Here is a 23,314-nt window from a genome sequence, read left to right as displayed (position 1 = left end):
CCGGCAGGGAAAATGTGTTACCTTTTAATTTCATCATGGCAAATGTAAAAAAATATACTCCGTATTTAAAAACAATTGTCTTAAAAAAATGTTAGTTTTGATAGTCAGCAAAGGCCCTGATAATCAAATCGTTTTCAACGCTTTTGTTAATAACTGCCAAACCTATTTTTTCTATAAGTGTATATTTAACCGCCCCGGCCTCATTTTTCTTATCGTGGCTGGTAAGTTTTATAATATTTTCTATATCCTGTGGCGAAAAACGTACAGGGCCATAAAGTGCTTTTATCACCTCTTTTATCTCCCTGTATTCTGTTTCGGTTATTAACCCCTGGCTTAATGAAATATAGGCTTCCAGCACCATGCCTATAGCAATGGCCTCACCGTGCAGAAGCGGTGTTTTATCTTCATCTTCAAGAAAATATGATTCTATGGCATGCCCCAGCGTATGCCCGAAGTTAAGTATTTTTCGCAGCCCCTTTTCATAAGGATCCTGCGTAACCACTTCATTTTTTATTTCAACAGAGCGGTGTATCAGCCCGCTAAGGTCATCGGTAGTAAGGCCTGCCAAACCGGTAAATTCATTCCAGTAAGATTTATCGGCAATCAGGCCGTGCTTCAGCATCTCGGCAAGGCCGCTGCGCATTTGTTCCGTTGGCAGGGTTTCCATAAAAGCAGTATCTACAAGCACGGCTTTAGGATTGCTTATCAGGCCCACCTGGTTTTTTAATACACCCAGGTCAACACCCGTTTTACCCCCTACTGACGCGTCTACCATAGCCAATAGTGTGGTGGGTACGTTTATAAAATCCATACCACGCTTAAAAGTAAGGGCAACAAAGCCGCCCAGGTCGGTTATCACGCCACCGCCTATATTAATCATAAGACTCTTGCGGTCGGCCCCCAGTTCAGTAAGGGCTTCCCACACCTGCACACAGGTATTAATATTCTTGTTGTCTTCACCCGGCTCTATCTCAATTATTTCAATGGGTAAGTCCGTTGCCAGGTTACCAAGGAAATGCGGCAGGCAATAAGTAGAACTGTTTTCATCACATAAAATAAAGATACGGCTATAGCTTTCGGGCTGTAGCAATTCTGTGAGGTACTCGTAGCACTGCTCGTTAAAATAAATGGTATAGCCTGAAGCCTCTATGTGTTGCATGCTGCCAATATTTAGTAGGTGAGGCAAAATAAAGTATTTTATATGATAAATTATCAGTTACTACATATCTTTGCGTAAATTTTTTGAAAATTTAATGGAAAAGATCTTCAACAATACAGCCGCGGCCTTTGCCCTAAAGAGCGATACAGAGCTTGACAGGGCATATTTCCTGTTTAAACTTATAGCTTCTGAGCCTTTGGTTCGCATCGGGACGGCAGTAACGAACTTTGCCCTTAAGGCCCACCTGCCTGTAGAAGGCCTTATACGCGCTACGGTTTTTGACCATTTTTGCGGCGGTACTACCGAAGAAGACTGCCTGCCCGTTGTAGATAAAATGTACGGCAAGGGCCGTGTATCGTCTATACTGGATTATTCGGTGGAAGCTAAGGAAGAGGAAGTCGAATTTGACAAAGCGCTCGAAAAAACACTTAAGACCATAACTTTCGCTAAAGAACGTGAGGCCATACCTTTTGCGGTATTTAAGCCTACCGGTTTCGGGCGGTTTGACTTGTGGCAGAAAATGGGCGAAGGAAAGCAGTTTAGCGTTGAGGAAGCGACGGAATGGCACAGGGTAGTTGAACGTTTTGAAATTGTGTGCAAAGCGGCTTACGATAATGATGTGCCGGTGCTGATAGATGCAGAGGAAAGCTGGATGCAGGATGCCGCCGATAACCTGGTAGCCGACATGATGGCAAAATACAATAAGAATAAGGCAATAGTATTCAATACGCTACAAATGTACCGTTGGGACAGGCTTGATTACCTTAAAAAGCTGCACGAGAGAGCACAGGGTGAAGGTTTCCACATCGGTATGAAGGTTGTGCGTGGCGCGTATATGGAAAAGGAAAATAAGCGCGCGGCCGAAATGGGCTACCCCTCACCCATTTGCATCAGCAAAGAGGCAACTGACATTAACTATAACGATGCTATACTGTATATGACAGAGCATATTGATACTATGGCGGTTTTTGCCGGTACGCACAATGAAGACAGTTCTTACAAACTGATGAAGCTAATACACAAAGCCGGTATTGCCAAAAACGATAAGCGTGTGTGGTTTGGCCAGTTATATGGCATGAGCGATAACATAAGCTTTAACCTGGCAGCCAATGGCTATAACGTAGCCAAATACCTCCCCTTTGGCCCCGTGCGCGACGTGATGCCCTACCTTATACGCCGGGCGGAGGAAAATACCTCTGTTGCCGGTCAAACCACAAGGGAACTTAATTTGCTTAAAGCAGAGAAGGAACGGAGGAAGAATTAGTGTTCAGTGTTCAGTCGCAGTAGGCAGGAGCTTCACTCGTAGCCAAATATTCTAATCTTGAATTTTATTTTAAAACCTACAAGGTTAGAAAAACCTTGCAGGTTAGGGAACCAACCACGGCTCGTAAGCTCCTGCAAGGTCTTCAAGACCTTGTAGGTATAAATTTCAACAACACATTATTTTATCTAAAACTCATTATAAATAAACAGCCACACTAATTTCTTAGTATGGCTGTTTATTAATTTATACAAAATTGGAAAGCCGAACAATCCAACTATCGAACAATCCAATTATCGAAGCGAAGCGAGCGCCTGCTCTATGGTAGCAATTTTTGCCAAAGCATCGGCTTCTTTCTGGCGCTCATTGGCCACCACCTTTTCAGGAGCACCGGCCATGAATTTCTCATTGTTAAGTTTTGACTGTACCGATTTAAGGAAGCCCTGATTGTATTTTAGCTCTTCTTCCAGCTTGGCTATTTCCTCTTCGATGTTTACCGAACCGGTTATTGGCACAAAATACTCATTGCTCTTAACCCGGAAGGTAAGCGCGCCACTTACGGTAGCTGTTACATATTCAACCGAGCTAACATTGCCCAGTTTAGTAATGATGCTGTCAAAATAATCGGACGCGTTTTCGCCATTAACAACTTTCAGTTCGATAACATCCCTGAACGGAATGTTCTTGTCTTTACGTATGGTACGAATACCTGCTATAACATCTACAGCGAAATCGAACTCAGCCAACAGTTTTTCGTCATACGGCGTTTGCTCCGGCCATGTAGCAACGATAAGCGCCTCTTCAGGTGTCCTCTCAGCAATGTACTGCCAGATTTCCTCGGTAAGGAACGGCATGAATGGGTGCAGCAGCTTCAGGTTTGCCTCAAGCAGTTCAATAGCTTTAGCAAACGTGGCACTGTCTATGGGCTGCTGGTAGGCGGGTTTTATCATCTCGAGGAACCATGAGCAGAAATCATCCCAAACCAGTTTGTATATCGCCATAAGCGCATCGCTGATGCGGTATTTTTCAAAGTCGTCTTCAATCTGGGCAAGTGTTTTTTGCAGCTTGGCCTCATACCATGCTATGGCTTTAGCTGAATGGTCGGGCTGCGCGATCTCGGCTACCTCCCACCCTTTTATTAGTCGGAACGCGTTCCATATCTTATTGGCAAAACCTTTACCCTGGTTGCACAGCTCTTCATCAAACATAATATCGTTACCCGCAGAAGCGCTAAGCAGCAAGCCTACCCTTACGCCATCGGCACCGAATTTATCAATAAGGTCCAGCGGGTCTGGCGAGTTGCCTAACGATTTACTCATTTTACGGCGTTGGCTGTCGCGTACTAAGCCTGTAAGATATACGTTGGTAAACGGTTTTTCACCGGCATATTCATAACCCGCAATAATCATCCTTGCCACCCAAAAAAATAAAATATCCGGGCCGGTAACAAGGTCATTGGTAGGGTAATAATATTTAAACTCTTCGTTTTCAGGGTTCATAATACCTCCAAAAACACTCATTGGCCACAGCCATGAGCTAAACCAGGTATCAAGCGCGTCGGCATCTTGCTTCAGGTCAGAAATGGTAAGGGCGGTATTGCCTGTTTTTTCTTTAGCCAATTTCAATGCGTCTTCCGCCGTCTCAGCTACTACAAAATCTTCCTTGCCATCTCCGTAGAAGTAGGCCGGAATTTGCTGGCCCCACCACAACTGGCGCGAAATATTCCAGTCGCGGATGTTCTCCATCCAGTGCCTATAAGTATTATTGAACCTGCTTGGGTACAGTTTTACTTCTTCGCTCTCTAACACCGCTTTTATGGCAGGCTTGGCCAGTTCTTCCATTTTAAGGAACCACTGGTCGCTCAGCCTTGGCTCTATAACCGCTTTTGTCCTTTCGGATGTGCCCACTTTATTCAGGTGGGTTTCTGTTTTTTCAAGGCTGCCTATGGCTTCAAGCTCAGCAGCTATTTCGTCACGCACTACAAAACGGTCTTTACCCGCGTAATGCAGGCCGTAGCTGTTTAGTGTGGCATCTTCATTAAAAATATCTATTATCTCAAGGTTGTGCTTGTTCCCTAGTTCCTTATCATTAACGTCGTGTGCAGGGGTAACCTTAAGCGCGCCTGTGCCAAACTCCATATCTACATACTCATCAAAAATGATGGGTATAACACGGTTAACTATAGGCACAATCGCTTTTTTACCCTGAAGGTGCGTATAACGCTCGTCGTTAGGGTTAATACATATAGCCGTATCACCCAGAATTGTTTCAGGGCGTGTGGTGGCGATAGTGATATATTCTTGAGTGCCTTCAATCCGGTATTTAATGTGGTACAGCTTTCCCTGGCGCTCTTCGTAAATAACCTCTTCGTCGCTTAGCGTAGTTTTAGCCTCAGGGTCCCAGTTTACCATACGGTAACCGCGGTAAATAAGCCCTTTGTTATATAAATCTACAAACGAACGTATAACCGAAGCGCTCATATCAGGATCCATAGTAAACTTGGTACGTTCCCAGTCGCACGAGGCGCCAAGCTTTTTAAGCTGGTCAAGTATTACGCCACCATATTTATCAGTCCATTCCCAGGCATGTTTTAAAAACTCCTCACGGGTAAGGTCCGCCTTATTGATTCCTTCAGCTTTTAGCTTGGCAACAACCTTGGCTTCGGTTGCTATACTGGCATGGTCAGTTCCAGGCACCCAGCAGGCGTTAAAGCCCTTAAGGCGCGCACGGCGGATAAGTACATCCTGTATGGTGTTGTTAAGCATGTGCCCCATGTGCAGCACGCCTGTAACGTTAGGCGGTGGGATGACTATAGTATATGGAGTACGGCCGTCTGGCTCTGAATGGAAATAGTTATTTTTCATCCAGTAGTCATACCACTTGTTCTCTACTGCTTTTGGGTCAAATTGCGACGGAATACTCATATCGTGTTTTTAGGGGTAAACAAACATCCAAAAAAATGGCCTATTTTTAAAAATTTGTATGCAAAAGTAACCATATAAGAACAATTATAAAAAAAGGCGGCACATAATTTGTTGTTTAATTTATGATGATTAAATTTACCGGAAACAAAAGCATTTTTTAGCATGAAAAAAATTTTACCATTAGTAGCTGTGCTGTTCTTAGGCCTGGGTGTATTTGCCCAAACCGGCGCTAAGATTGAGTTTAAGACAGACACCATAGATTATGGTACTACAAACAAGGAAGACGACAACGGCGTAAGGGTTTTTGAATTTACAAATACCGGTACCGCGCCACTTATAATAAGCGATGTAAAATCGAGCTGCGGATGTACTGTGCCCAGTAAACCAACCCAACCGATACCACCCGGAAAAAGTGATAAAATAGAGGTTAAGTACAACATGCACACCGGCCCTATACGTAAAACTATTACTGTAATGAGCAACGCGGTTAACGTACCCGATGGAACCGTAGCCCTAAAAATTAAAGGTGAAGTTGTAGAAAAAGATAAGGTGGACGTACTACAGAAGAAAAAAACAATGATGGACCAGTAAGAGAGCGTTATTATAGCCAAAGCCCACTCATAAGAGCGGGCTTTTTATTTTGGGGCGCGTTTTGAGCATACCAGTTTATGCAGCCTCTACCGAAATCAGTTCATAATTATCTTCGGCGTATACCAGGTGGGTATTGCAGGTATTGCGCAACCACTGTTTAATTCGTTCATATAAGTCTTTCTTAGTAGTAAAGTCAGCTGGGGAAAGAGTTACCTGTAATATAAGGAAAGTGGTAAATTTTTTTATCTTGCAGGCGTAATTGCGCAGTTCTTCGGATATACCGGTATCATTACGTACCGATATTACCTTGGCATTGCCTTCTTCTATTGACCGCACCATAGTACTGCAAAGGTTTTTATCCCACCGTTCCTCGTCGGCAGAATGGCGCCCGCTCGCGGGCATTTCCAAGACTATAAAATAAGGTTCCATAATGTAAGTTGATTACCAAATAAAGTTATAATAAAAATCAACGCAAACGATATAATTATAACTGAATTAACTTACAATTGCATTTAATCGGGCAATAAGGTTTTTAATCGAAAAATATGTTAAAAACGTAAAACATGGAAAGAAAATTCTTAAAAAATATCACATAAAAAACGCCCCACATTGTGGGGCGTTCCTCTATCTATCTACTATCTTCAGTCTTTAAACTATAGATAATTACTTAACTTCTTCAAAATCTACATCCTGAACGTTGTCGCCTTCAGCCTGTTCGGCCTGAGGGGCACCTTGCTGGGCGCCGCCCTGGGCATCTCCACCTTGTTTGTACAACTCTTCAGAGGCTGTTTTCCAGGCAGCATCAATCTTGTCAAGTATTGGCTGTATAGCATTAGTATCTTTAAGCTGGTATACTACTTTAAGCTCGGCAAGGGCATCTTCAATAGGCTTCTTGTTAGCATCTGAAAGCTTATCGCCAAACTCTTTAAGTTGTTTCTCAGTTTCAAAGATCATAGAGTCTGCTTTGTTAATAAGCTCCGCTTTCTCTTTAACAAGTTTGTCTGCCTCGGCATTAACTTCAGCTTCTTTACGCATCCTTTCAATTTCTTCCTGCGTTAAGCCTGAAGAAGCCTCAATACGGATATCATGCGATTTACCTGTTCCTTTATCAGTAGCAGATACCTTGATGATACCATTGGCATCGATATCAAAAGTTACCTCAATTTGCGGTACGCTCCTTGGTGCAGGCGGAATACCATCTAAGTGGAAACGGCCTATTGTTTTGTTATCGGCAGCCATTGGCCTTTCACCCTGTATAACATGTATTTCTACCGATGGCTGGTTATCCGAAGCTGTAGAAAATACCTGCGATTTTTTTGTAGGGATAGTAGTATTAGCATCAATAAGCTTTGTCATTACACCACCCATGGTTTCAATACCAAGAGAAAGTGGCGTAACGTCAAGTAGCAATACATCTTTAACGTCACCGGTAAGTACACCACCCTGGATGGCTGCGCCAATTGCCACAACCTCATCCGGGTTAACACCTTTAGACGGTTTTTTACCAAAGAATTTCTCTACCTCTTCCTGTATGCGCGGTATACGTGTAGAACCACCTACAAGGATAACCTCATCAATGTCAGATTTGTTTAGGCCCGCGTCTTTAAGGGCTTTTGCCACAGGATCCATAGAGCGTTTTACAAGCGCATCGCTAAGTTGCTCAAATTTAGCCCTTGTAAGTGTTTTAACCAAGTGCTTAGGGCCTGTAGCTGTAGCCGTTACATATGGCAGGTTTACTTCTGTTTGCGTAGAAGACGATAGCTCAACTTTAGCTTTCTCAGCTGCTTCTTTTAAGCGCTGTAGGGCCATAGGGTCGTTACGCAGGTCTATGCCTTCTTCGCTTTTAAACTCATCGGCAAGCCAGTCTATAATCACCTGGTCAAAGTCATCACCACCCAGGTGGGTATCACCGTTTGTAGAAAGTACTTCAAACACGCCGTCGCCAAGCTCAAGGATAGAGATATCAAAAGTACCACCACCTAAGTCGTATACTGCAATTTTTTGGTCAATACCTTTTTTATCAAGGCCGTAAGCCAGCGCCGCCGCTGTAGGCTCGTTGATAATCCTCCTTACTTTAAGGCCTGCTATTTCACCGGCTTCTTTAGTTGCCTGGCGCTGCGCGTCGTTAAAATAAGCCGGTACGGTAATAACCGCTTCGGTTACGGTTTGCCCAAGGTAATCTTCGGCAGTCTTTTTCATTTTTTGCAACGTCATGGCGCTTAGCTCCTGTGGTGTATACAGGCGGCCATCAATATCTACACGTGGGGTATCGTTATCGCCCCTAACTACATTATAAGCAACATTTTTTACCTCTTTAGCGCTTTCAGAATATTTGTTTCCCATAAAACGCTTGATAGAAGCTATTGTTTTTGTAGGGTTAGTAACCGCCTGCCTTTTTGCTGGGTCGCCTACTTTAATTTCGCCGCCCTCTACAAATGCGATAACAGATGGGGTTGTCCTTTTTCCTTCTGCATTGGCAATAACTACGGGTTCGCCACCTTCCATTACGGATACACACGAGTTAGTTGTTCCTAAGTCAATACCGATTATTTTACTCATCTTGTTTATAGTTTACTTTTTTGAATTTGATATTTCTTGTTTCACTCGCATTTCTTTAGGCAATGATTGTGCCATTGATATAAAATGTTTTTTTGACAGGATAAATATGACAGGATGTCATTTTAAGAAAGCTATTATATAATATGTTTAAAATTAGATTTTAAAAATTACATTATTCAATTTAAATGCCTATTTTTAACAATATGAAATAATCAAACCGTATAATTTAATTTAAATTACACAAACAACCATACCAAAATTAGTTTCATTATTATATTATGGGTACAAGCTACAATGTTAGATATAATAAGATAGCATTACTGGCAGCTATGATTACGCTTACTGCGGGTGCTGTAGTTATGGTAGGGTGGCTTGCAGAAATAGAAGCGCTTAAAAGTATCTGCCCTAATTTTGTATCAATGAAATTTAACACTGCCCTGTGTTTCATATTGCTCGCGGTTGCCCTTGTTATAGAATTGAAACGGGGCAGGCGTAAAAATAAAGTTGTCCCAAAAATACTTGCTTCAATCGTGGGGCTTTACGGGCTATTGTCTTTCGCTCAGGTTTTTGGGTTTAATTTCGCAATAGATGAATTGTTTATAAAAGATACCGTTGCGGCATTTAAAGGCGAGCACAGCCCCGGGCGTATGTCTCCACTTACTGCTGTTTGCTTTCTGTTTAGCAGCCTTGCACTGTTATTAATTAAATCAGGTGGTAAAAATGCAAGGAAACTATACCAATTGCTACTACATGTGGTTACCCTGGTTGCTTCTGTAGCATTTTTAGGCTATTTATTTAGCATCCCAAACCTGTACAGCTATTCTTTTGCTAATTCTATGGCGCTGCACACCAGTGTACTTTTTATACTATTTTCATGCGGTGCAGCCTTTATACACCCTAATACCGGCATAGTGGGCCTGCTAACCGGAAAGGAAATAGGAAATATCATGGCCAGAAAGCTTACCGTTTCTATAGTCCCTACCGTGCTTATACTGGGGTTTTTAAGAGCCGGCTTTACAAGTGCCAGTATAGTGCCGGACGAACTGGGTATAACACTGCTGTGCATCTCCTTTTTAATTATATGCTTTATCTGCATCTGGATAACATCTAAAGCGTTGAATAAAATAGCCCTTAAAGGGCAGCAAATGCAGGAAAACTTCAGGGTAAGTATAGAAGCATCGCCCTACGCGCTTATATTATCAAACCGTGAAGGCGAAATAATACATGTAAATAACAAAACAGCCCGGTTATTTGGCTATACAAAAGAGGAGCTAATAGGCAGCATGACAAAAATAATAACGCCTGAGGAACTGCGCAGGGATGAAAGGATAAGAAGTGAACATTTTTTTTTAAATCAAAATACTTTGCATTACGGTGCAAACGATGAAATTTACTGCCAGACTAAAAAAGGCAATAAATTTCCGGTGGAGATAATTATAACTCCCGTAAAAACCAGCGAAGGCACATTGGCACTGTCTTCTATAGTAGACATTACAGAGCGTAAGCGAAGCGAGCAGATAATGCAGGACCAGCTAAGGGAATTGCAGCAAAAAAACCAGGAAATGGAGCAGTTTAGCTTTATAGCCTCCCATGACCTGCAGGAGCCTCTTCGTACCGTATCTAACTACATAATGCTGCTTGAGGAAGATTACCCCGAACAGATAAACGGTGAGGTAAAAGAGCACTTGGGTAATATAAACGAAGCGGTAGACCGCATGAAAAAACTAATACGCAACCTGCTCGACTTTAGTAGGCTGGGACGGGACAAAACACTTGTAAGTACTGATATACAAGCAATTTTAGCCGAGGTTTTAGCCGATTTACAGAGCCTTATTCGCGAAAGCAATGCCATCGTTATTTACAACCCGGAAGAATTGCCTACACTATATGCTTATGATACAGAGTTGAGGATGTTGTTTCAAAATTTATTAAATAATGCTGTAAAATTTAGTAAAAAGAACATTCCTCCTGAGATTTCAATACATTGCCGCCTTATAGACGGATACTATGAATTTGCAGTTAGAGATAACGGAATAGGCATTAATAAAAAGCACATAATTAATATATTTAATATTTTTCAGCGAATTCATGGTAATGATGAGTACCAGGGCTATGGCATAGGGCTGGCCCACTGTAAAAAAATTGCTGAAATGCACGGGGGTAAAATATGGGCGGAGTCTGAACCGGGAGAAGGGAGTACATTTAAATTCACAATTTTAAACCTTAAATTATGAGCAAAACAGTAAATCATATTTTACTTATTGACGACAATAAGATTGACAACTTTTTTCATGAAAGGATTATAAAAAAGTATGACCCGCAAATAAAGATAACCACACTGCGCACCGCCTATGAAGCGCTTGATTTTATCCAGAGCCAGGAAGAAAAGCCCAATATTATTTTCCTGGATATTAATATGCCGGGTATGAGTGGCTGGGAGTTTTTAGACGAGTATAAAAAACTAAAACACCTTTATCAGGATGTGATGATTGTAGTGATGCTTACCACATCAGAAAATCCTGACGATAAAGCCCGCGCACTAACCCATGGCATGTTGTCAGACTTTCGTTCAAAACCACTCACGCTTGAAATACTGAAAGAGGTAATTGAGAAATTTCATCAGTCAAAATAGTTCATTTTAATTTTAATTTTAGCTATGAAAGCATAGTAAATAAATTGCGTGGTTATAATTTGCACATTTGTATCGATGAAAAGCACATATCTATAGGCGGGTTACTTGCTAAATATTTAAACATGAACTTAATTAGCATTTAAACTAATTGGTTATGTTTAAAGTAGATTATAGTTACCGTAAATTTATAATAGTAAAAGGCATTTTGGTTTTTTCAATAGCTTCTATTGCTTTAATTGGCTGGTTTTTTAACATAGATATTTTAAAAAGTGTACTGCATGGCGCTTCTCCAATGAAATTTTATACAGCAATTGGGCTGTTAACCTCAGCAGTATCGTTAGTCTTACAGGTCTCTAAAAAACAAATTATAAAAATAGCAGGCCGTATAATAGCACTTATACCTTATTACTTCTATGGCATTTCCCACAGCAATATCTTTTTTTCTCATATCCATAGCTGCGTCATTTGTAAATTATAATGAAGGCATTACGGGAATATTTATAGGAAACCGCATTAGCAATGTTATAGCGCGTAAGCTCTTTTTTAAAATTGTGCTTCTAACAATTATTCTGAGTTATCTTCGAATTTTAAGCCACCAGAAGGCAATGATTAATGTGGAATTTGGTATTGCCTTATTTGCAACCAGTTTCATTATCACCTCACTTTTTATTATCTGGAGAGCCACGGTTTATATAAACCGAACTGAAAGCCAAAAAAATGCAGCTGAAGAGTACTTTCAAAAGGCTATCGAGGCAGCGCCGAGCGGATTTATAATTACCGATAAAACCAGGAAAATAACTCTGATGAACTCTGCCGCCGAAGAAATGTTTGGCTACAAACGTCAGGAAGGTTTGCTTTTTGCTTTTAAAACAAAGCCGTTAACTATAGAAATACTGAACGAGGTAATGCAAAAACTCCACGAGATAAAGTAGGATTATATCCTGTTAAAATACATGGCTTTAACAATACCGTCGCTCAGCCCTATCTTTGGTACATAAATATTGCGTGCTCCGCTCCATTTCATGGCATTAAGATATATGCGTGTGGCATATATAATTACGTCGGCACGGTCTGTATTAAGTCCCAGCTGGGCAATACGCTGCTCATAAGTTAGTGAGTTTAAAAACAGGTATTGGCTGTTAATATAAAAGTAAGAGAGTGGCTTATCCTGCTTTTTGCCCGAAAGTTTAAACAACTTGTTTATATTTCCGCCAGATCCTATCAGGCTTATATTTTCATAGGGCTCTGTAACGGTTTTTATCCATTTTTCTATTTCCTGCCATACCACTTCGTTTACCATATTGTTAAGCAATCTCACAGTACCGTTTTTAAACGAACGCGAAGCCACGATCTTTCCATCTGCAAATAATGAAAACTCGGTGCTACCACCGCCCACATCTACAAAAAGGTAGTTTTGGCCGGGTTTTAAAAACTCATTCAGGTCGGTTGCCGCTATAATTGCAGCCTCTTTTTTACCGTCTATAATATCTATTTTTATACCTGCTTCGCGTTCTATAATTTCGGCAACTTCCTGGCCATTATAAGCCTCCCGCATAGCCGATGTGGCACATGCCATATAACGCTCTACCTTATATACCTTCATGAGAAGCTTGTAGGCTTTCATCGCATCTATCATCCGGGCAATGTTTTCTTCACTTATTTCACCTACAGTAAAGGCATCCTGGCCCAGGCGTATGGGCACACGCACCAGCGAGTTTTTATTAAACTGCGGCTCCCTGCCCTCCTGCTCTACTATATTAGATATTAAAAGCCTCATGGCATTAGAACCTATGTCTATAGCCGCATATATTTTTATATCAATCATTTTCTAAGCTTCTGAGCTTCTGAGTTGCTAAGCCACTTAGGCGCTCAGAGGCTTTTTATATTACTTCCCTGTAGAAGTGTTATTTAAAATATTTTCTTTTGTATCCTGAGATGCTAAGGAGCTAAGCGGCTCAGAGGCTAAGTTGCTTTCTTCCGGCTTAACCACTTCATAAATCACTTCGAGCTTATCCCTGTAATAGTTATAGGTTTCTATCTGCGCCCGAAATGGCTTTGCATTCCCACGCTTGCGGTATTTATTTTCAAGCCCCTGGCTGTGCAGGCGGGCTTTTACATTACCTTTCCAGCCTATTTCAAAGGTATCCAGTAACTCTTTTTTAATATCTTCGTCATAAATAGGGCAGCTCACTTCCACGCGCGAATCAAGGTTACGTGTCATAAAATCTGCCGACGAAATATAAATATCCGGTTTGCCATTGTTCCCAAAAATAAATATCCTTGGGTGCTCCAGGTAGTTATCTACAATACTTATTGCCTCAATATTGTCGCTCATGCCCGGCACGCCCGGCACCAGGCAGCACATGCCACGGATAATAAGCTGTATGCGAACCCCTTCCCTGCTTGCTTCATATAGCTTATCAATCATCCTAAAGTCGGTAAGGCTATTCATCTTCAGCTTTATAAAAGCATCTTTACCGGCTATGGCATGCAGTATTTCACGGTCTATAAGCTTGCTGAATTTATTACGTGTATAATGCGGAGAAACTACGAGGTGCTTGTATCGGTGCACGCGGTAGTTAACGTCAAAAAAGTCAAATATCCTGGCCACCTCCTTCATTATCTGCTGGTGCGCCGTAAAAAGGGTAACATCTGTATAAATACGCGCAGTACTCTCGTTAAAGTTACCTGTAGATATAAAGCCGTAACGCCTTACCTTACCGCCCTCCATACGCTCGGCAAGGCAAATCTTACTGTGTACCTTAAGCCCTTTTACGCCAAATATCAGATTGATGCCCTCAGTTTGCATGGCCTCGGCATATGTAATGTTACTGGCTTCGTCAAAACGGGCCTGTAGCTCTATTTGTACGGTTACCTTTTTGCCGTTACGGGCAGCATTAATAAGCGAACTTATTATCTGCGAGTTCTTGGCAAGGCGGTACAGCGTAATTTTTATGGCGAATACTTTAGGGTCGAGTGCTGCTTCTCGCAAAAATTTTATAACGTAAGAATACGTTTGGTAAGGCGCGTATATAAGGTAATCTTTCTTTTTTATTTTTTGCAGTATGCTTCCCTCCAGGCTTAGTCCATTAACTGGTAGCGGCGGATTTTGCTGGTACAGCAGGTCGTTACGGCCCAGCGTGGGGAAATCCATATAATCGCGGCGGTTGTGGTAGCGCCCGCCGGGTATAATACTGTCAGACGCATCTATTTTAAGGTTTGTAAGCAGGAACTGTAGTGTATCATTTTCAATTTCCACATCATATACAAAGCGTACGGGTTCGCCTATACGCCGGTCTTTTACCCCAGTCCAAATTTTTTCCATAAGGCTCTTACTCTGGTCGCTGTCGAGATCGAGCTGGGCATCACGGGTAATTTTTATCATGTGGGCCGTAACGCTCTCATATTTGAAAATATTAAAAATGCTGTCGAGGTTAAAACGGATAACGTCATCCAGCATAATAATGTACTGTTTTTCAGATGCTGAAGGAAGTATAAGGAACCTGTTTATGGTACGTGGCACTTCTATAACCGCATAGCGCACTTTATGCTTGCTTAAAAAGCCATCTTCGTCTTCGTCTGTACCTAACTTGGTTTTCATGTTAAGCTTTACGGCAAGGTAGCCGGAGCCATCACGCAGGCTTGGGAATTCCTCCAGGTCGTTAAGGATGATGGTTACCAGCTCCGGCCCTACTTTTTGTATAAAAAAATCTTTCACAAAAAGCTGTTGTTCGCGGTTCAGCTGGGTTTCATTAAGCATAAATATATTTTCCCGTTCAAGCTCTTTTTCTATAAGGCTTAGTATACGGAGGCTTTCAGACTGCTGCTCGATAACTATATCGGTAATTTCGCCTAAAAGCTTGTGTGCAGAATGGTTTAGCGGCAATTCTTCGCTGGTAATGCCTTCAAGGCTCAGGCGACGGATAGCAGCGTAGCGTACCCTGAAAAATTCGTCGAAATTATTTGAAAAAATCCCTAAAAAACGAAGCCTGTCAAGTAGCGGAACTGTTTCATCTGCAGCTTCCTGTAGCACCCTGGCGTTAAAGGCGAGCCAGCTTTTTTCCCTGTCAGTATACAGGTTTACCGGTGAGTGGTGAATCATATTGTTTTAAATCTCTTGGAAATAGTAACACATTTGTTATACCCTTGCGGATGTCATTCCAGTCGTTTACATCAAACGAAATGGAAACAAAACCGGATGTAGGCACGTTGTCTACAGCGCGGTTTCCAAAGATATTAACAAAATTAGTAATAGCCTCATTATGTCCAAAAAGAATTAGGTTATCAAATTGGTTATCGCAGCATTTTATTATTTTTTCGAGCTTTTTTTCATCAAACGTATACAGGTCATCCCTAAAATTTATGGTATCTATAGGTATAAACAGCGTTTCAGCAAATATATAGGCTGTATTTTTTGCGCGCTTTGCGGTACTGCTCCATACTATGTATGATGTAGGGAGGTGCTGCGCCGCATGCGATGCAACCAGGTGGGCATTGCTTATGCCACGGGAGTTAAGCGGGCGGTCTTTATCAGTAAGGGGTGCATCCCAGCTTGACTTGGCATGGCGAATCAATATCAGGGTTTTCATACGTTTCTGGTTTTTAGTATCAATATTTTAAAAGTCCGAAAATAAAAACGTATTACTCTTTAAATTTTGTTAATTTTCGTTTCGGCTTACGCTATGGCGCCAGCCTGATAATTTTCCAGCTGTAGTCATCCTGCAAAATATAGCGGATGCGGTCGTGCATACGGTTAGGCCTGCCCTGCCAGAACTCAATTGATGTGGGCCGTACCAGGTAACCGCCCCAGTGCGGCGGGCGCGGAATTTCTTTTCCGGCAAACTCATGTTCAAGTACTTTAAGCCTGTTATCAAGGTACTGGCGCGATACTACTTCGCCGCTTTGTTCAGAGGCCCACGCACCCAGTTTACTGCCATCAGGACGGCTGTCAAAATAACCATCACTGATATTCTCCGTGGTTCTTTCGGCCTTACCTTTAATAATTACCTGACGCTCCATACCCTGCCAGAAAAAACTAAGGCATACGTTAGGGTTGGCTTCAATAGCCCTGCCTTTATCCGAGTTATAATTAGTAAAGAATACAAATCCTTCATAATTGTACGACTTAAGCAACACCACGCGGCTGTTAGGGTAGCCATCTAACCCCAGTGTACTAATTGTCATTGCGTTAACTTCGCCCCCAACGCCCGTTGCTTCCACTTCTAAAAACCAGTTTCGGTAAAGTTCGATAGGCTCCTGCGGAATATTTTCTTCCGTAAGTTCGCTTTTTTCGTATGATTTGCGGTAATCACTAAGGTCTGACATGTGTATGCATTTTATAATACAAATGTAATGCAAAAACCTAAAGCAGTATCGTTACATAATAAAAGCAGCGTAGCATTTTAATAATCGTAATCAATATTTATGCTTAATTCATTATGATTACATTTACGGCAAATTCTAAGAAAATATTATGAAGTTTAAAATCCTTTCAGAAGAACTGCTCAGTAAAAACTGGGCCACCCTTACAAAGGTAACCTACCAATTTGAAAACGAAAATGAACTACCCGGCATAGCCGAGAGGGAGGTATACAACCGTGGCAACGGCGCTACAATACTATTATACAATACAGAAAAAGGCACAGTAATACTCACCCGCCAGTTCCGCATACCTACCTGGTATAACGGTAACCCCACAGGCATGATGATAGAGGCTTGTGCCGGTAAGCTGGACGACAACGAACCTGAAGAATGCATACGGCGCGAAACCCAGGAAGAAACCGGCTACACCATAGGCGAGGTAACAAAGATAATGGAAGTATATATGTCACCCGGCTCCGTTACCGAAACCATACACTTTTTTATAGCACCCTACAGCAGCGCCATGAAAACAAGCGAAGGCGGTGGCCTTGACGAAGAAAACGAGGATATCGAGGTATTGGAACTGCCTTTTACCAAAGCTTACGGCATGATAAAATCGGGCGAGATTAAGGATGCAAAGACGATTATGTTGTTGCAGCACGCAAAGCTTGAAGGGCTTCTGAGCCACTAAGCCACTTAGCTTCTAAGCAGCTTAGCCGCTTTTTTAACACTCCTTTGTAGAACGTAACCTAAGATAATGCTTATTTTTAGGGCAACAAACGTATAACAATGGACATTACTTTTAATAACGACCCTAAACTTGCAATATTACTACCACTACTGTATCACGCCTGGCAGGATAATGAACTCACTACCAATGAATATAAGTCTATAGCCGACTTTATAAACGCACAAAACTGGCTTACCAAAGCAGAGAAAGACTTCCTGAAATCTAAAATAAATGCTGACGCACCCCCTACCCGATCTGAACTTTTTCACTGGCGGGAAAAAATAGATACTGCTTTGACTGCTAACGGCAAAAATGTAGCTTCGCTTACCGACCTTGGCATCATGATAGCCAATGCTGAAAGGCCTGCCCTAAAAGAGGAAGACATTAAAACCATCGCCCCGGCTCTTGTGCTCCTTGAACAACAACTGGGCATTATAGGGAGCGATGCAATTGCACAATATTCCCGCAAGGCACAAAGCGTCACCCAGCAGCACAATACCGAACAAAGCTTTGATATTGCCGATATGACAGCTTTCCTTGACGGCGACCACGCGGGTATAATCAATAAAGTAAAAGCAATTATAGGCACCGATGCTTTTAATCCTGTAGTAGATAGCGATGTAGCCGCTTTCCGCGAAAAGGTGCTGGAGTGGTGCAAAGTGTTAGCCAAAGAAGGCCTGGGCAGTTATGCTTACCCTAAAGCACAGGGCGGCCAGGGCGATATGGAAGCCTACTTTGCCATTATGGAAACATTGAGTTACCAGGATTTGAGCCTTGTGATTAAATTTGGTGTGCAGTTTGGCCTTTGGGGCATGAGTATCTTATTTTTAGGAACCGAAAAACACCACCAAAAGTACCTAGCAAAAATTGGCTCGCTGGAACTGCCCGGTTGCTTCGCTATGACCGAAACCCACCACGGCAGTAATGTTAAGGGTATACACACCACGGCTACTTACAATCATGCCACGCGCAGCTTTACCATAAATACCCCCGAAAAATACGACCGCAAAGAATACATAGGCAATGCTGCCACCCATGGCGAGGCAGCGACCGTGTTTGCCAAACTTGTTATAGATGGCAAAGACTATGGCGTGAATGCGTTTATAGTACCCATTCGCAATAAGGAAAAAGAAGTATTACCCGGTATTACCATTGAAGACTGCGGCCACAAAATGGGCCTAAATGGTGTGGACAACGGCATTATCTACTTTGATAATGTAGCCATTCCGTATGAAAACATGCTTGATAAATTTGCCAGCGTTAGCGAAGCGGGCGCATTTGAAAGCCCCATACCCAGCGATAACCGCAGGTTTTTTACCATGCTGGGAACTTTAGTGGGCGGTCGTATAGGCATACCGCGTTCGGCATTGGCGGCAGCTAAAGTAGGCCTTGCGACGACTATAAAATACAGCGACAAGCGCAGGCAGTTTGGCCCCGAAGGTGGCAATGAAGTACCCATACTCAACTACCGCATGCACCAGCGCAGGCTCATGCCCTACCTGGCGAATGCGTATGCGCTTACGTTTGCCCTGCAATATCTTACCAAACGCTTTATTAACCGCACCGAGGATGATATGCAAGAGATTGAAGCATTGGCCGCAGGGTTAAAATCTTACACTACCTGGAACGTGCGCGATACCTTGCAGGAGTGCCGCGAAGCCTGTGGCGGCAAGGGCTACCTGAGCGAAAACCGTATAGACGACCTAAAGAACGACAGCGAAATATACACCACGTTTGAAGGAGATAATACCGTACTGATGCAACTAACAGCCAAAAACCGCCTGGGCGAATACCGCAAGGAATTTGGTGAAATGAACGTGAGTACCATTTTTAATTATGTGGTAGAGCAGGCAAAAACCGGCATTACTGAGAAAAACCCGTTTGCTACCCGCAATACAGACGATGCTCACCTTAAAGACCCTGCCTTCCATTTGCAGGCGTTTAAATACAGGGAACGAGAGCTGGTAGCATCTGCCGCAAGGCGCTTTAAAAAACTGGTAGATGATGGGCTTGATGGTTTTGATGCGGCTAACATAATGCACCCTCACATGCTGCAAATTTCCGACTCTTATTTGGACAGGGTAATACTGGAGCAGTTCCAGGCAAAACTGGAAACAGCATCCACCAATACCCCGTTAAAAGAAGTTCTTACAAGGCTGTATAACCTTTTTGCGCTGAATAAAATTGAGGAGCATAAAGGCTGGTACTTGGAGCAGGGTTATATGGAAGGCGTAAAAACCAAAGCCGTGCGTAAGCTGGTAAGCCAGCTGTGCTGGGAAATCCGCCAGGATGCCGTGCCGCTTGTAGACGCGTTTAACATTCCGCAGAATTGCCTTGGGGCTATTGCCACTACAAAAATTGCCCAGGCATAAGTTATTGCTACATTAAACTATTGTTATTACCTTTGCACTCCTTATGCTAAAAACTGTAAACATACAAAACAAGCGCGCGCGCTTTGAATTTGAGATTATCGACCGGTACACGGCGGGCATTGTTTTGGCCGGCAGCGAAATAAAATCCATACGCCTGGGCAAGGCTTCTATTGCCGAAAGTTTTTGCGAATTCCAAAACCACGAACTCTTTGCCATTAATACCACTATTGAGGAATACATGTTTAGCCGAAACTTTGGCCACACCGCCAAAAGCGCACGCAAGCTGCTGCTGAACCGCAAAGAGCTGAAAACCCTTGAAAAAGCAGTACAGAATCAAGGCCTCACGATAGTGCCACTGCGCCTTTTTACAGATGAGAAAGGCCGTGCAAAACTAGATATTGCCCTTTGCCGTGGTAAGAAAAACTACGACAAGCGCGAAACCATGAAGGAGCGCGATACTAAACGTGATCTTGACAGGATAAAGAAGGAATATAAATAGTTTTTTATAGTCAAAAGAATAAAAGTCAAAAGTCCGTGGATAACGTAACGGACTTTTGACTTTCGACTTTTATTCTTTTGACTTTTTTTATGCGAAGTACTGAAGTGGTTTGTTCAGTCAAAAGATTGGGAAATTTTATGCCGACCTGAACTTTCAAAAAAACTTTAAACCATAAACAAAAAACACTGTAAAGTACTGAAGCGGCGTGTTCAGTAAAAATGAGTTATTAACATTTGGCACCCTGCCAAGAATCAAAAAACATACCACACTGATTATCAGTACGAAAAACTGTTTCGATTTTAGGCATCAAAATGAAAAAAGTTAAGCAATTTGTGCAATGTGAGTAATATGATGTGGAAGATAGAGGCCTAAAAAAAAGTTATCAACACTAAAAACGAGAAATTCTCCAAAAAAGAAGTTGTAGTATTAATTCTTATTCTCTAATAACGGCACAAACCTGAATTCTCCAAGTTCATGTTTTTCAAACTGGGTTTCGTTTTTGCGTATCAGCAGGTTCATTATTTGGGGCTTGCCTTCCTCGCCTACCGGTATTACCAGCCTGCCCCCCACTTTCAGCTGTGCCATAAGCGGCTTCGGAATCATGGGCGCGCCGGCGGTTACAATAATGCTGTCAAATGGTGCATAGTTAGGCAATCCCTTATAACCATCGCCAAAGGAAAGGTGTTTTGGGCGGATGCCAAGCTTGGGCAGTAATATAGAGGTACTTTTAAAAAGTTCGCTCTGGCGCTCTACACTATATACTTTAGCCCCCATAGCAAAAAGAATGGCGGTCTGGTAGCCTGAACCGGTACCTATTTCAAGCACTTTATGGTCTTTTTTAACTTCAAGCAGCTGGCTCTGATAGGCCACTGTGTAGGGTTGCGATATGGTTTGCCCCGCCCCTATGGGGAACGCCTTGTCCTGGTAAGCATAATCTTCAAAACTGGAGTTAAGGAACAGGTGGCGGGGCACTTTTTTAACGGCATCTAATACGGCTTTGTCCGTAATGCCTTTCTGTTCTAAAACGGTTACGAGTTGATTACGAAGTCCCTGATGTTTGGCGGTGTCTTTCAAAGTTAAGGCGGTAATATTTTGGTAAAAATAGCAAACAAAGAGGCTATTTTCCAAACCAAAGTTAAAGTAGTTACTATTATAAATTATTAGTGATTGAGCAGCATTTGGTTAACTGATTTTTGGAAATTCAGCGTAAATAACACTATTTTTGTTTAAAATCTGAATCAATATGCTAAAAGTTGGCGTTTTGGGCGCGGGGCACCTTGGTAAAATCCACCTGCGTTTACTAAACCAGTCTGATAAATACGAACTTGTAGGTTTTTACGACCCAAACAGTGATAACGCTGAAAAAGTTTCAAAGGAATTTGGCTACCTAAAATTTAACACCATCGCTGAGCTCGTTGCAGCGGTAGATGTAGTTGATATTGTAACCCCTACCCTGAGCCATTACGAATGTGCCAAAGAGGCAATCGCTGCCGGTAAGCACATTTTTGTAGAAAAACCCATTTCTAATACAATAGAAGAAGCAGAGGAAATTATTGCCCTTGCTAACCAGCATAATATTAAAGGCCAGGTAGGCCACGTAGAGCGCTTTAACCCCGCTTTTATAGCTACAAAGGCAAAGATAGAAAACCCGATGTTTATAGAAACGCACCGCCTGGCTGAGTTTAACCCGCGCGGTACTGATGTTCCTGTGGTACTCGACCTGATGATACACGACATCGACGTGATACTGAGCGTTGTAAATTCGCCGGTAAAAAATGTATATGCAAGTGGTGTATCGGTTATTAGCGACACGCCCGATATTGCCAATGCCCGCATTGAGTTTGAGAATGGCTGTGTGGCTAACCTTACCGCAAGCCGCATTTCGCTGAAGAATATGCGCAAGAGCCGTTTTTTCCAGAAGGATGCTTACATATCGGTAGATTTCCTGGAAAAAGCATGTGAAGTAGTTAAGATGAAAGACGCGCCGGAAGTGCCGGGGGATTTTGACATGATACTGCAAAATGCTGAGGGCATCAAGAAACAAATTTATTTTGAAAGCCCCGATGTAGCCGCAAACAATGCCATACTGGACGAACTCGAAACCTTTGCAGATGCCATTAATAATGACACCAAGCCAGTAGTTACACTGGAAGACGGCACTGAAGCGCTTAGGATTGCTCATAGGATAGTGGCGTGTTTTAATAATTAATTGAACCTAAAATATAATTGCGGATAAATAAATATCCGCAATTTTTATAAATAACAAGGAACAAATAAACTCATGAAAAACATAGCAGTAATAGGTGCCGGAACCATGGGCAACGGCATAGCACACGCCTTTGCCCAAAGCGGCTTTAATGTAAAACTGATAGATATTTCGGAACAATCGCTTGAAAAAGGTATGAATACCATTGCGGCCAACCTTGACCGTATGGTGGCTAAAGGCACAATTACTGAAGCTGATAAGCACAAAACCATAGGCAGCATCATTACCTATACCGATATTGAGGATGGCGTGGTAAATACCGACCTTGTAGTGGAAGCTGCAACCGAAAATACCGACCTGAAGCTAAAGATATTCAAAGACCTTGACCGTTATTGCGACACCGAAACGATACTGGCTACCAATACTTCATCTATATCAATCACGCAGATAGCGGCGGTAACAAACAGGCAGGACAAGGTAATAGGCATGCACTTTATGAACCCGGTGCCTATTATGAAGCTTGTGGAAATCATACGGGGGTATAATACCTCGGATTCCGTGACAAAAAGCATTATGGACCTTAGCGAAAAGCTGGGCAAAGTACCCGTTGAGGTTAATGATTACCCGGGTTTTGTAGCAAACCGTATTTTGATGCCCATGATAAATGAGGCTATAGAAACCCTGTATAACGGCGTGGCCGGCGTGTATGAAATAGACACCGTAATGAAGCTGGGCATGGCGCACCCTATGGGGCCGCTACAGTTAGCCGACTTTATTGGCCTTGATGTTTGCCTGAGTATATTAAACGTAATGTACGATGGCTTTAAGAACCCTAAATATGCCCCATGCCCGCTACTGGTAAATATGGTGCGCGCCGGCAAGCTTGGTGTAAAATCGGGCGCAGGGTTTTATGATTACAGCGAGAGTAAAAAAGCGGAGAAGGTAGCGTATAAGAAGTAGTCCCTGGCCAGTAGTCAGTGCTCAGTATTCCATCGTAGTTGGCAGTTTCCATTCCGACCG

20 protein-coding genes are annotated in these 23,314 nt (G+C 42.5%); 11 read left to right on the top strand and 9 right to left on the bottom strand.

From position 1 onward, the window contains the following. Positions 1–91 precede the first annotated feature (91 nt). Positions 92–1,159 (bottom strand): 3-dehydroquinate synthase, encoded by a 1,068-nt coding sequence (gene aroB, locus ACLI09_RS09325; protein WP_411419339.1) that lies wholly within the window; start codon positions 1,157–1,159, stop codon positions 92–94. A gap of 94 nt (positions 1,160–1,253) precedes the next feature. On the opposite strand from aroB, the gene ACLI09_RS09320 reads away from it, so the two are divergent. Further along, positions 1,254–2,423 carry a proline dehydrogenase family protein gene (locus ACLI09_RS09320; protein WP_411419338.1) on the top strand — a complete coding sequence of 390 codons (1,170 nt, stop codon included), beginning with the start codon at positions 1,254–1,256 and terminating at the stop codon, positions 2,421–2,423. Between the two features lie 290 nt (positions 2,424–2,713). On the opposite strand, the gene ACLI09_RS09315 is transcribed toward ACLI09_RS09320, so the two are convergent. Beyond that, positions 2,714–5,344 carry a valine--tRNA ligase gene (locus ACLI09_RS09315; protein ID WP_411419337.1) on the bottom strand — a complete coding sequence of 877 codons (2,631 nt, stop codon included), beginning with the start codon at positions 5,342–5,344 and terminating at the stop codon, positions 2,714–2,716. A gap of 162 nt (positions 5,345–5,506) precedes the next feature. On the opposite strand from ACLI09_RS09315, the gene ACLI09_RS09310 reads away from it, so the two are divergent. Continuing rightward, positions 5,507–5,935 carry a DUF1573 domain-containing protein gene (locus ACLI09_RS09310; protein WP_411419336.1) on the top strand — a complete coding sequence of 143 codons (429 nt, stop codon included), beginning with the start codon at positions 5,507–5,509 and terminating at the stop codon, positions 5,933–5,935. 75 nt (positions 5,936–6,010) lie between these two features. Here ACLI09_RS09310 and ACLI09_RS09305 read toward each other — a convergent pair whose 3' ends face one another. Both ACLI09_RS09305 and dnaK read right to left on the bottom strand, forming a co-directional pair. Further along, on the bottom strand, positions 6,011–6,364 hold the full coding sequence (locus tag ACLI09_RS09305; RefSeq protein WP_411419335.1) for a hypothetical protein: 354 nt from the start codon (positions 6,362–6,364) through the stop codon (positions 6,011–6,013). A 234-nt stretch (positions 6,365–6,598) separates the two neighbouring features. Continuing rightward, positions 6,599–8,494, bottom strand: coding sequence for a molecular chaperone DnaK (gene dnaK, locus ACLI09_RS09300; protein ID WP_411419334.1), 1,896 nt, complete (start codon positions 8,492–8,494; stop codon positions 6,599–6,601). A gap of 278 nt (positions 8,495–8,772) precedes the next feature. Here dnaK and ACLI09_RS09295 point away from each other — a divergent pair, with 278 nt between their 5' ends. The 4 genes from ACLI09_RS09295 to ACLI09_RS09280 all read left to right on the top strand — a co-directional run bounded on the left by ACLI09_RS09295 (position 8,773) and on the right by ACLI09_RS09280 (position 12,058). Beyond that, a complete protein-coding gene (locus tag ACLI09_RS09295; protein WP_411419333.1) occupies positions 8,773–10,728 on the top strand; it encodes a sensor histidine kinase in 1,956 nt (651 codons plus the stop codon). Next, positions 10,725–11,126 (top strand): response regulator, encoded by a 402-nt coding sequence (locus tag ACLI09_RS09290; RefSeq protein ID WP_411419332.1) that lies wholly within the window; start codon positions 10,725–10,727, stop codon positions 11,124–11,126. Before ACLI09_RS09295 ends, ACLI09_RS09290 begins: the two co-directional genes overlap by 4 nt. Positions 11,127–11,280: 154 nt before the next feature. Next, the gene (locus tag ACLI09_RS09285) at positions 11,281–11,604 is read left to right on the top strand and encodes a hypothetical protein (RefSeq protein WP_411419331.1); all 324 of its coding nucleotides are present in this window, start codon (positions 11,281–11,283) and stop codon (positions 11,602–11,604) included. Positions 11,605–11,677: 73 nt separating this feature from the next. Further along, entirely contained in the window at positions 11,678–12,058 is a 381-nt protein-coding gene (locus ACLI09_RS09280) for a PAS domain-containing protein (RefSeq protein ID WP_411419330.1), read from the top strand. 2 nt (positions 12,059–12,060) lie between these two features. Here the strand turns inward: ACLI09_RS09280 and ACLI09_RS09275 are convergent, their stop codons facing one another. The 4 genes from ACLI09_RS09275 to pdxH all read right to left on the bottom strand — a co-directional run bounded on the left by ACLI09_RS09275 (position 12,061) and on the right by pdxH (position 16,451). Then, positions 12,061–12,951: a Ppx/GppA phosphatase family protein gene (locus tag ACLI09_RS09275; protein ID WP_411419329.1), complete on the bottom strand. Its 891-nt coding sequence runs from the start codon at positions 12,949–12,951 to the stop codon at positions 12,061–12,063. 60 nt (positions 12,952–13,011) lie between these two features. Beyond that, complete coding sequence (gene ppk1 / locus ACLI09_RS09270) at positions 13,012–15,228, bottom strand: polyphosphate kinase 1 (protein ID WP_411419328.1); 2,217 nt, start codon at positions 15,226–15,228, stop codon at positions 13,012–13,014. After that, positions 15,194–15,715 (bottom strand): SixA phosphatase family protein, encoded by a 522-nt coding sequence (locus ACLI09_RS09265; protein WP_411419327.1) that lies wholly within the window; start codon positions 15,713–15,715, stop codon positions 15,194–15,196. The genes ppk1 and ACLI09_RS09265 overlap by 35 nt, the downstream gene beginning before the upstream one ends. A 91-nt stretch (positions 15,716–15,806) precedes the next feature. Next, positions 15,807–16,451 carry a pyridoxamine 5'-phosphate oxidase gene (gene pdxH, locus ACLI09_RS09260; protein ID WP_411419326.1) on the bottom strand — a complete coding sequence of 215 codons (645 nt, stop codon included), beginning with the start codon at positions 16,449–16,451 and terminating at the stop codon, positions 15,807–15,809. A 148-nt stretch (positions 16,452–16,599) separates the two neighbouring features. Between pdxH and nudK the strand changes: the two genes are divergently transcribed. From nudK to smpB, 3 genes are all read left to right on the top strand, one after another. Further along, positions 16,600–17,178, top strand: coding sequence for a GDP-mannose pyrophosphatase NudK (nudK, locus tag ACLI09_RS09255; RefSeq protein WP_411419325.1), 579 nt, complete (start codon positions 16,600–16,602; stop codon positions 17,176–17,178). Between the two features lie 98 nt (positions 17,179–17,276). Next, positions 17,277–19,589, top strand: coding sequence for an acyl-CoA dehydrogenase (locus ACLI09_RS09250; protein ID WP_411419324.1), 2,313 nt, complete (start codon positions 17,277–17,279; stop codon positions 19,587–19,589). A gap of 43 nt (positions 19,590–19,632) precedes the next feature. Further along, entirely contained in the window at positions 19,633–20,088 is a 456-nt protein-coding gene (smpB, locus tag ACLI09_RS09245) for an SsrA-binding protein SmpB (RefSeq protein ID WP_411419323.1), read from the top strand. A 426-nt stretch (positions 20,089–20,514) separates the two neighbouring features. On the opposite strand, the gene ACLI09_RS09240 is transcribed toward smpB, so the two are convergent. Then, on the bottom strand, positions 20,515–21,162 hold the full coding sequence (locus ACLI09_RS09240) for a protein-L-isoaspartate(D-aspartate) O-methyltransferase (protein ID WP_411419322.1): 648 nt from the start codon (positions 21,160–21,162) through the stop codon (positions 20,515–20,517). Positions 21,163–21,331: 169 nt separating this feature from the next. Here ACLI09_RS09240 and ACLI09_RS09235 point away from each other — a divergent pair, with 169 nt between their 5' ends. Together ACLI09_RS09235 and ACLI09_RS09230 are read left to right on the top strand one after the other, a co-directional pair. Continuing rightward, positions 21,332–22,297 (top strand): Gfo/Idh/MocA family protein, encoded by a 966-nt coding sequence (locus ACLI09_RS09235; protein WP_411419321.1) that lies wholly within the window; start codon positions 21,332–21,334, stop codon positions 22,295–22,297. A gap of 72 nt (positions 22,298–22,369) precedes the next feature. Further along, positions 22,370–23,254, top strand: coding sequence for a 3-hydroxyacyl-CoA dehydrogenase family protein (locus tag ACLI09_RS09230; RefSeq protein WP_411419320.1), 885 nt, complete (start codon positions 22,370–22,372; stop codon positions 23,252–23,254). The last annotated feature ends 60 nt before the right edge of the window (positions 23,255–23,314 follow it).

It is taken from the genome of Flavobacterium sp. RHBU_24, assembly GCF_046613695.1.
In the GTDB taxonomy this organism is placed as follows: domain Bacteria; phylum Bacteroidota; class Bacteroidia; order Flavobacteriales; family Flavobacteriaceae; genus Flavobacterium.
This window is presented reverse-complemented; position numbering and strand designations above follow the sequence as displayed.